This is a genomic window from Pseudomonas sp. NKUCC02_KPG (assembly GCF_019345465.1).
GTDB lineage: Bacteria > Pseudomonadota > Gammaproteobacteria > Pseudomonadales > Pseudomonadaceae > Aquipseudomonas.
On record NZ_JAHKRC010000005.1, the window covers coordinates 328,486 to 337,172 of the forward strand.

The window sequence follows — 8,687 nt, forward strand, 5'->3', positions numbered from 1 at the left end:
AGTTGATCCGCCAAGTGATGACTCGACCGCACGTTGCAGTACAATCGCGGCCTTTACTTGCCAATTGACTGGCCCTCCCATGATCGAACCCAAGCGCGTTTTACGTGCCCTCGCCGAGCACTGGGCACTCCTTGAGCCTTTGTGTGAACACTTCGACCAAGGCACCTTGAGCCTCAACGAACTGCGCCTGCAACTGGCCGCTCATCAGGTGGACAGCACACCACAAGACATCACCACCGTGCTCGACAGCTGGATCCGTCTGGACATACTGGTGCCAGTCGCAAAAAGTCCGAACCGCTTCGAGCTCAACGCGCAAATCCACGATTTTCTGGCGTATCTGAGGCACGAACATCGCCTTGGCCTGTGCCTGGAAATCGAAGCTTACCTGCGCCATCTGGAGCGTTTGGCCGGATATATCCAGGATGCGTTCGACATCCGTGACGGCCATGATCTGGCACGTCAGCTGCGCCTGCTCGACATGCGTGTACGTGATGTACTGAAGAAACTGGCGAACGATGAGCAAGCGTTGGTCGCCGTAGCCGAGCGGGCCAAGACCAGTGACCGGCAGATCCCGCTGCGCCAGCGCTACGCCGAGGTACTGGCGACATGGGATGAGTATGTCGAACCCATGATTCAACTGGTCAACGCCGACGGCGCTTTTGAGCAAGGCGTACGCAAGGTTGAAATCGTGCTGCTGCGCATGCTCAGCGAGCAGCAACGACTCGGCCACCTGGTGGACGACGACATGCTGTTGCGCACCCATGCGCGCATCCTCGAAATGCAGACCAGCGCCCAGATGACCCTGCGCCATGCCCGTGAACTGCTACTGCCGCTGCGTGAAGAAGCCCGCCGGCATAACGCCGTAACCCGCGGTGCAGCGCTGGCGCTGGCAGCCATCCGGCGCAAGGGACTGGACGCGGTGCCTCAAGCCTCGATGCCGATGTTCACTCGCCCGCAAAGCACCTTCTTGGGCAGCGCCAGTCAGGTCGAGGCTTATGTCTATGCCCTGGCCCGCTTCGAGCCCAAACCCGCGAAATTCCCCAAGGCCCATAAAGTCCACCGGGGCGAAACACCCAAGGCCCCGCGCACGGTCAAGGAAATGCTCGACCGCTGCAGCGACGCGCTGCCGATGCCGGACTTGATGAACTGGCTGCTGGCACAAGAGCCGGACGGCGACACCGACGAATTGCTGTACTGGTTCTCCCGCCTGTCCCGTGAAAAACGCTTCGTGCGCGAACGCCTTGAGCGTCGCGATTACCACACCCACGAACATCGGGTCAGCCTGCGCTCATTCGCTTTGCTTTCTCACAGCGAAGATGCGACCCAGACCTCTGCGAGCCCCCTGCATGCATCTTGATCTTTCTGAACTGTCCCAGCTGGCACCGATTTTTCGTGAGCTGTTCAAGGGCTATCACGTCAGTCGCCGGGATCCTGAACTGTACGCGCAACTGTCGAACTTCCAGGATCAATACCGCACGCTGTTCAAAGCGCTGGGCTTTGAACTGGTGTGTGACACCCGCGGCTTCTATTACTTCGTACCCGAGACCGCCACTGCCCAGGTGAACAAGACCGCACAGCGTCTGGCGCTGTTCACCTTCATCATCGTCGAGCATCTGGCCGATCAGGGCCGCGACCCGATTGCCGTACTCGACGGAGGCAGCCTGGGCCGCGACGAGTTGCCCGCCTTGCTTGAAAAGTACCGCGACCTGTTTGTACAGGCCGAAGTCACCACCCATGAAGAGCTGGAAGAAAAGATCATGCGCCGCATGACCCAGCTCGGCTTTGCCAGTGAAGAACCCGGCATCTACCGCTTTCTGCCACCGATGCACCGGTTTCTGGATGTGTGCCTGTCGGTGCAGCAAGACCGTGATCTGGCAGCCAGCCTGCACAGCATCTTGCCTTTGCCGACACCGGTTCTGGTCGATGACGACATTGACGACGAAGCGGCTCTGGCCCGCGCCATCGCGGATGAACAACAGGAGATGGACGCATGAGCCAGGAACGCTACGGCATACGCCGCTTTGCCTTGCTGAACACCGCCGGATACAGCCTGGGCCTGTTCCCGCTGGAACATCCGCTGTCGGTATACGGGGCGAACAACCTCGGTAAATCCGCATCGATCAACGCTTTGCAGTTCCCGATTCTGGCGCGCATGTCAGACATGAGCTTCGGTAAATACAGCCTGGAGCAATCGCGGCGCTTCTACTTTGCCTCTGATACCAGCTACATCCTGGTCGAAGTCTCACTGCCCCACGGTCCCCATGTGATCGGTGTGGTGGGACGCGGGCCCGGCGGTGGCTTCGGGCACCAGTTTTTCGCCTATGCGGGCAAGCTGGACCTGGCTCACTACCAAAAAGACGACACCTGCCTGCGTCAGAAAGAACTGTTCAATAACCTTGAGCGCAATGGCCTCAAAGCCTACGAACTCAAGCCTGATGAACTACGTCGTTTGCTGGTGGGTGGGCATACCTCTATTCCGCTGGATCTGACACTGATCCCCCTGCGCTCCACAAGTGAACAGAGCCTCAAAACGTTCCGCGCACTGTTTATCAACCTGCTGCACATGCGCGAAATCACCGCTGCCAAGCTCAAGCAGCTGTTTCTCGATGCGTTTGAACACAGTCTGCGCTCGGGCAGCGTTGACTACATCGCAGCGTGTGAAGAGGCTTTCCGCGATGTGCGACGCATGGAGCAGGACTACAACGCACTGGTCGGCGCCGGGCCCTTGGTTGAGTCACTGGCTGCCGGCGTTCGTCAGCGCGACCTGTTGCGCGGCAAGCTGCATCGCCTCTCGCCGCTGCTGGACTCGTTGCTCGGCACCTGGCAGGACTACGCCGGGGCTCGCAAGGAGGAGCTGCTGATTCAGTCCGAGCACTACCGCAACGAGCAGGACGCCTTGCAAAACGATCAGCGCAGCAGCACCCAGGAGCTGATGCGCCTGGAGCGGGAAATCGCCGGCATTCAACGCTGGCTGGGCGAGTTGTCGGTGCTCAAGCACCGCTTTGCCCTGGTTGACGACGTGAAGGTACTGGAGCAGCAACTGCTGAGTGCCAAGGACGCCCATGACGAACTGGCAGGCGCGCTGGCGCAATCACGTCAGTTCAGTGCCGAGGATCTGGACGAGCGTCTGCGCGACCTGGAAAAACGCCTCAAGTCCGTCAAACAACAACTCGATCACGCCGATAACAACAGTTATGCCCGCCTGCGCGAAGAATTTTCGCAGCAGGATGTGGAGCGCCTGATGCGCCTGTTCAACAGCGCCCTGTTCAGCTTGCCGTTGGGCGAGCACGGGATTGCGCTGGATGACAGCGATGCCTGGGTCAAGTCGCTGGAATTGATTCTCGACGGCTTCAAGGGCGAGCGCTTTGAGGCCCCGGGCCTGTCCATCGACCTCAGCCACATTGAGCCTCCTGCCCTGCAGGCGCTGGCTGACCGGGCGGCATTGCGCGAGCAGAGAGAGCGTCTGGAAAAAGAACTCAAGCAACTGAAAACCCAGCAAGCCGTCACTTCGGATCGCGCCGCGAGCAAAACCGAAGCCGAGTCGTTGTATCAGCAAGTGCTGGATGCGCAGAAGGCCCTTGAAGACTTCCGCCGTAGTCAGACGCTGGGTGCCGAGGAAGGCGAAAAGCTTGAGCAACTGGCCCAGGCCGAAGCCGCGCAAGACGAGCTGAAGCGCTCCAGCGATGCCTTTACCGAGCGCGTGCAGCAATTGTCTGCCAAGTTGCAGTTGGTCGGGCGCCAGATCGGTGACATGGAAGCCAAGCAGCGAACCCTGGATGACAGCTTGCGTCGACGCCAGTTACTGCCCGCTGACTTGCCCTTCGGTACGCCGTTTATGGACCCGGTCGATGATTCGATGGACAACCTGCTGCCATTGCTCAACGACTATCAGGACAGCTGGCAGGGCTTGTTGCGCTGCGATGGCCAGATCGAAGCCCTGTATGCGCAGGTGCGCCTCAAAGGCGTGGCCAAGTTCGACAGCGAAGACGATATGGAGCGGCGCCTGCAGTTGTTGATCAACGCTTACGCACACCGCACCGAAGAAGCGTTGACCCTGGGCAAGGCGCGCCGGGCGGCAGTGACTGACATCGCCCGTACACTGCGTAACATCCGCAGCGACTACGACAGCCTTGAGCATCAACTGGCGCTGTTCAACCGCGAGATCAACAAGCGCCAGGTGTCCAACCTCAAGAGCTTCCGCATTGTGCTGGCCCCCAACAAGGAGGCGCTCAAGCATATCGATCAGATTATCCACAGCGCCGGTCAGTACGAAGAAGGCGAAACCCTGTCGGTGTTCGACCTCAGCCAGAGTGCCGAGCAGGACAACAAGAACGAAGAGGCCAAGGAATATCTGGCGCGACTGGTAGCAGCCAACCACAACCAGTTGGGGCTCAAGGACTTGTTTGAGCTGGCGTTCGAGATCACCAAGGTCAATGGCCAGCCGGTGATCCATACCGATATCGACGGGGCGGCATCCAACGGTACGACCATGACGATCAAGGCGCTGACCAACATGTATTTGTTGCTGCACTTGATGGATCGCGATCAAGCGGGCCGTATCCGCTTGCCGTACTACCTGGACGAAGCCGCGGACATTGACGAGAAAAACCAGACTGCCTTGTTGGAAACCAGCTTGCAGCTGGGCTTCGTGCCAATTCTGGCCAGCGTGAAACCCCAGGTCTGCGCCCATGTGGCAATTGACCTTGAAGGCGGTAGCGGGCCTAACGGGATTTACATCGATGAAGACGACTGGAAGTACATTCGTCGCCATGATGAGGTCAAGCCTGATGCGGTGGCCGCTGTGCAAGAGCCTGAACTGGATGAAGTCTGAGGCTCAATTCTGGACATAAAAAAACCGCGATCACTGATCGCGGTTTTTTTTGGTGCTTATTTGCCTAGCTGGATCTTCGGCGCCCATTGCAGCCACTCGTCTTCGAACTTGTCGAAGAGCGGGAAGGTTTGCTCGGGGCGGGCCTGATTACCCATCTTGTCATCACCCGGGGTAGCGAAGGCAATCCCACCCTGGACCAGGGTTTCCAGGGACTCGGTACGAATCGTTGCCCCTTTGAACAGGCCGAAGTCGACTCCGAAACCGCTGGTATTCCAGAAGCGGCTACCGGTGCGTACCAACGGCGCGTAACGGGGCTCGATCAGGATGTGTACCAGCACGCGATCAGCGGTGCTACCCAGCTCATAGCCCGTCACCTTGCCCACGGTGACTTCGCGGTAGGTAACAGGCACGCCCTCTTTGAGCGAGCCACGGCGGGCAGCGCTCAAAACAAGGCTCAATCCGGCCTGGGGAACGGCAGCATCCGGTGCCTGCTCCAGCGCTACAAAGCTGGTCTGGCGGCCCAGTTGCTTGATTGCGGGCAGCACTTCCAGGTACTGGCCTGTGACCAGGGTTTCGAGGTTCGCCGTTTTCATCAGCCCCAGCTCTGGCTTGACCACCCAGAACTGGCTGCCGACCCGCGCAATGCGCTCCGGGACTTCGGTAATGCGCGCCTTGAGCATGACCGATTGCAAATCCTGGCTCAGGTCGACGCTTTCGATCTTGCCCACATCCAGCCCCTTGAAACGAATAGGCGTGCCCTCTCGCAGCCCATCGGCACGAGCCACCTTGATCGTAACGGCTACACCCTGCTGCATCGCGGCATCACGGTCAGTAAACAGGCGGAAGCGCGGGATCCGTTTTTGCAGCGGCGCGGTGGCCTCTGGGGTTTCAAAAGCAATCCCGCCAGCCATCAGGCTTTGCAAGGATTCACTCTTGACCTGAATCCCGCCGGTCAGGCCGCCGGTGAGCGTGATACCGCTGGCATTCCAGAAGCGGGTCGAGGCGTTGACCAGGTTTTCGTATTCCTTCTCGATATGTACCCCAATCACGAGCTGCTTTTTCGTGCGAGAGAACTGATAGCTCTGCACCGAACCGACTTTAACCTGCTTGTAGAGAATCGGGCTGCCAACATCCAGCGAACCCAGGTTCTCGGTAAAGAGCACCATGTGCAGGCCCGGCGAGCGCAGGTCCAGCGGTGGCGCTTTTGGTCGTGCGACAAATTCACGCTCGGGGGTGCTGCCCTTGTCACCCGGACGAATGGCGATGTAGTTACCCTTTACCAATGCCTCCAGCCCGGTGATACCGGCCAGGGAGATCGACGGCTTGACCACCCAGAACTGAGTCCCTTGCACCAGGTAGTCTTCGGCCAACGGGTCGAGGGTCAGCTCGGCGCTAGCGCTGGTCAGGTCCGGATCGACCTTGAGGCCCTTGAGGCTACCGACCTGTATGCCTTTGTACATGACAGGTGTGCGACCCGCCTGCAGGCCCTCGAAGTCGCTGAGCTTAACTTTGACCTTGATCCCGGCCTGTGCGGCATCGAAGTCCTCATAGAGCCTGAACGGCAGGTTCGAGTCGGTAGGCGGGCTGTCTTTGCGGTTTTCAGGAGTTGCGAACGCAATACCACCCGCGACGATGCTGGCAAGGGATTCACTGCGCAGCTTCACACCTGACAGGTTGGCGTCGATGCTGATGCCACTGGCATTCCAGAAACGCGTGTGTTTGCGCACCAGATTGGCGTAGGTAGGCTCGATAAAGACTTTGATTTCTACCGTACTCTGGTCTTCCGAGAGCACGTAGCTTTTGATCTGGCCGACCTGGATTTGCTTATAGAAAACCGGGCTGCCACGGTTCAGCGAGCCGAGACGGTCAGCCTTGAGGGTCAGGTGAAGGCCGGGCACGGCATCTGACAGGGGCGGCTCTTGCGACAGTGCCTTGAACTTGCGCGCAGGTTCTCCATCGGAAGGACTCACGGCGATGTAGTTACCCGAGACCAGGGTTTCGAGCCCCGTGATACCGGCCAATGACACGCTGGGCTTGACCAGCCAGAAGCGGGTATTGGTCTTCAGGTATTGCTCGACGTCCTTGTCCATCTCGACCGTGGCAATTACACCCTTGTTCGGACCGTCTTCATCCAGGGCCAGGGTCTTGACCTTGCCCACAGGCATGCCTTTGTAGACCACTTCGGTCTTGTTGGCGACGATGCCTTCGCCACTTTCAAAGCGCACTTGAATATCGATGCCGGTTTGGCTGTAGGCACGCCACCCCAGCCAGCCACCAATGATCAGGGCAATAAGCGGGAGGATCCAGATCGCCGACCAGTTCGAAGCCGGGCGGGTTTTAGCGGTAGGCAAGTCACTCATGGTCGTCGTCCGACTCCGTATTGTCCCAAATCAGTCGGGGATCAAAAGTTACAGCTGCAAGCATCGTCAGCACCACCACACTGGCAAAAGCCACCGCGCCCAGATTGGCCTCGATGCTGGCTATGCGTCCAAAGTTCACCACGGCCACCAAAATGGCGATGACGAAAATATCCAACATTGACCAACGGCCAATGAACTCAATAAAGCGATACATGATGATACGTTGCCGCGCAGACAACGGTTGATGGCGCTGCACGGAAAACAACAGCAAGGCAATGCCGACCAGCTTGAAAGTGGGCACCAGGATACTTGCCACAAACACCACGGCCGCAATCGGAATCATGCCGTGCTGCACCAGTTCGATGACACCCGCCATGATAGTGCTCGGGGAGCCTTGGCCCAATGAATTGACGGTCATGATCGGCAGCAGGTTGGCCGGAATGTAGAGAATGGCCGAGGTCAGCAGTAATGCCCAGGTGCGCATCAGGCTGTCAGGGCGACGCGCATGGACCAGTGCGCCGCAGCGAGTACAGGTCTGCTCGTCGGTTTCGGGGTCTTGCCTGTTGAGTTCGTGACACTCGCCACAGATCAAGATACCCGCATCAATCGCCCGCATGAACATCCTCCCCGGACAATGCCTGCCAAATCTGGTGAGGTGACATCACAACCTCCAGCCAAACCTGTACCAGCAATAAGCTCACAAAACAGACCAAACCCAGGCCAAGGCTCAGCTCAGCCAGATCGGCCAGTTTCACAATCGCCACCAGCACCCCCATCAGGTACACCTCAAGCATGCCCCAGTCACGCAAGTGATGATAAATGCGGTAAATGAGCAACCCGTAGCTGCGCCCTACATTCCAGCGAATGCTGAGCAGCACGGAGAGCTGGCAGAGCAACTTGAGTAGCGGAATCCCCATGCTGCACAGGAACACCACCACCGCTATGCCTTGCATGCCGGTGTTGAACAAACCAAGCACACCACTCCAGACCGTGTCTTGCGACGCCTGGCCCAGCAGGTTGAGCTGCATGATGGGTAAAAAGTTCGCAGGTATGTAGAGCAACAATGCGGCGATCACAAGCGCAAGGCTGCGTTCGACCACCTTGTACCTGTGAGCATAGAGTTCGTAACCGCAGCGCGGGCATTGGGCTTTCTCACCGAGAGCAAGATGCGGCTTGCGCATCAACAAATCGCACTCATGACAGGCCACCAACTCGTCCAGCGGTAATTCTGACACCCCGCGGGGGTCAACCGGATCTGGCATAAAGGGAGTCTCTGGCTCAGAAATTGACTGAGTCTATTCTAGTGCGCGGCCTACAAAATAACTGTGCATATTTGTAGGACTTTAGATGCAGCCGATCTGAAGAGCGGTTTAGCCGGATTTTGGACTTACCACCACTTTTCTCGGCCCAAAAACAAACCCCCTGTCTGCGTTAGCAGACAGGGGGTTTGGAATTTAATCTTGACGATGACCTACTCTCACATGGGGAAACCCCAC

6 protein-coding genes are annotated in these 8,687 nt (G+C 58.4%); 3 read left to right on the forward strand and 3 right to left on the reverse strand.

What is annotated here, in order from left to right:
• Positions 1–79: 79 nt before the first annotated feature.
• Genes mksB through mksF form a run of 3 tightly spaced genes read left to right on the forward strand, consistent with a single transcriptional unit; the run spans position 80 to position 4,831 of the window.
• Positions 80–1,357, forward strand: a complete 1,278-nt coding sequence (gene mksB, locus KO536_RS09505) for an Mks condensin complex protein MksB (protein WP_133076457.1) — start codon at positions 80–82, stop codon at positions 1,355–1,357.
• The gene (gene mksE, locus KO536_RS09510; protein WP_133076458.1) at positions 1,347–1,994 is read left to right on the forward strand and encodes an Mks condensin complex protein MksE; all 648 of its coding nucleotides are present in this window, start codon (positions 1,347–1,349) and stop codon (positions 1,992–1,994) included. Before mksB ends, mksE begins: the two co-directional genes overlap by 11 nt.
• Positions 1,991–4,831, forward strand: a complete 2,841-nt coding sequence (gene mksF, locus KO536_RS09515; RefSeq protein ID WP_219261720.1) for an Mks condensin complex protein MksF — start codon at positions 1,991–1,993, stop codon at positions 4,829–4,831. The genes mksE and mksF overlap by 4 nt, the downstream gene beginning before the upstream one ends.
• A gap of 56 nt (positions 4,832–4,887) precedes the next feature.
• On the opposite strand, the gene KO536_RS09520 is transcribed toward mksF, so the two are convergent.
• From KO536_RS09520 to KO536_RS09530, 3 genes are read right to left on the reverse strand one after another with little or no spacing between them, the layout of a single operon-like run.
• Positions 4,888–7,191, reverse strand: coding sequence for a PqiB family protein (locus KO536_RS09520; protein ID WP_219261721.1), 2,304 nt, complete (start codon positions 7,189–7,191; stop codon positions 4,888–4,890).
• Complete coding sequence (locus KO536_RS09525; protein WP_095003217.1) at positions 7,184–7,807, reverse strand: paraquat-inducible protein A; 624 nt, start codon at positions 7,805–7,807, stop codon at positions 7,184–7,186. The genes KO536_RS09520 and KO536_RS09525 overlap by 8 nt, the downstream gene beginning before the upstream one ends.
• On the reverse strand, positions 7,794–8,453 hold the full coding sequence (locus tag KO536_RS09530) for a paraquat-inducible protein A (protein WP_219261722.1): 660 nt from the start codon (positions 8,451–8,453) through the stop codon (positions 7,794–7,796). The genes KO536_RS09525 and KO536_RS09530 overlap by 14 nt, the downstream gene beginning before the upstream one ends.
• Between the last annotated feature and the right edge of the window lie 234 nt (positions 8,454–8,687).

Excerpts from the sequence above, each read along its gene's own strand:
- mksF (WP_219261720.1), top strand. The coding sequence starts at position 1,991 with ATGAGCCAGGAACGCTACGGCATACGCCGCTTTGCCTTGCTGAACACC.
- KO536_RS09530 (WP_219261722.1), bottom strand. The coding sequence starts at position 8,453 with ATGCCAGATCCGGTTGACCCCCGCGGGGTGTCAGAATTACCGCTGGAC.
- KO536_RS09520 (WP_219261721.1), bottom strand. The coding sequence starts at position 7,191 with ATGAGTGACTTGCCTACCGCTAAAACCCGCCCGGCTTCGAACTGGTCG.
- mksB (WP_133076457.1), top strand. The coding sequence starts at position 80 with ATGATCGAACCCAAGCGCGTTTTACGTGCCCTCGCCGAGCACTGGGCA.
- mksE (WP_133076458.1), top strand. The coding sequence starts at position 1,347 with ATGCATCTTGATCTTTCTGAACTGTCCCAGCTGGCACCGATTTTTCGT.
- KO536_RS09525 (WP_095003217.1), bottom strand. The coding sequence starts at position 7,807 with ATGCGGGCGATTGATGCGGGTATCTTGATCTGTGGCGAGTGTCACGAA.